This is a genomic window from Treponema endosymbiont of Eucomonympha sp., assembly GCF_001028545.1.
In genome coordinates this window covers 1-453 of the sequence record NZ_BBPW01000631.1, presented here as the reverse complement: position 1 = coordinate 453, position 453 = coordinate 1, and the positions used below count along the sequence as shown (strand labels likewise).

Sequence of the window (453 nt, the reverse complement as noted above, 5' to 3'; positions counted from 1 at the left end):
GCACATGGATCTGGTCTCGGTCGAGCCGGAGTTCAACCTGTACAACCCGGACTGGCCCATCTGGACCATGCAGGAACAGGCCCCCGGTGCCAAGTTCGTGATGCGCGGGTCCTGCGACGACACCCTGGTCTCTGCCGGGTGCATCATTTCCGGCACCGACATCTATCGCACGGTGTTAGGCCCGCGGGCTCGCATCGAACGGTGGGCTCGAGTCGATGAGTCAATCGTCATGAACAATGTGGCGATTGGTTCCAATGCGACGGTCCACCGTGCGATCCTCGACAAGAATGTCATTGTTCCTGACGGTGCCCAAGTGGGTGTCGACCACGACCACGACCGTGCTCGTGGATTCACCGTCTCCCCAGGCGGTGTGACGGTGGTCGGTAAAGGAATCACGGTTCCCTATTGATTGAGCGATCTTCAGGACGCACGAATCGGCTCCCCATTTTTCGG

At 59.6% G+C, this 453-nt stretch carries 1 protein-coding gene; it reads left to right on the top strand.

Annotated features, from left to right (window positions below; translation table 11 throughout):
* On the top strand, window positions 1-409 hold a 409-nt coding region (locus tag AWU74_RS08395), incomplete at its 5' end, for a GlgC family sugar phosphate nucleotidyltransferase (RefSeq protein WP_306698264.1).
* Window positions 410-453: the final 44 nt, after the last annotated feature.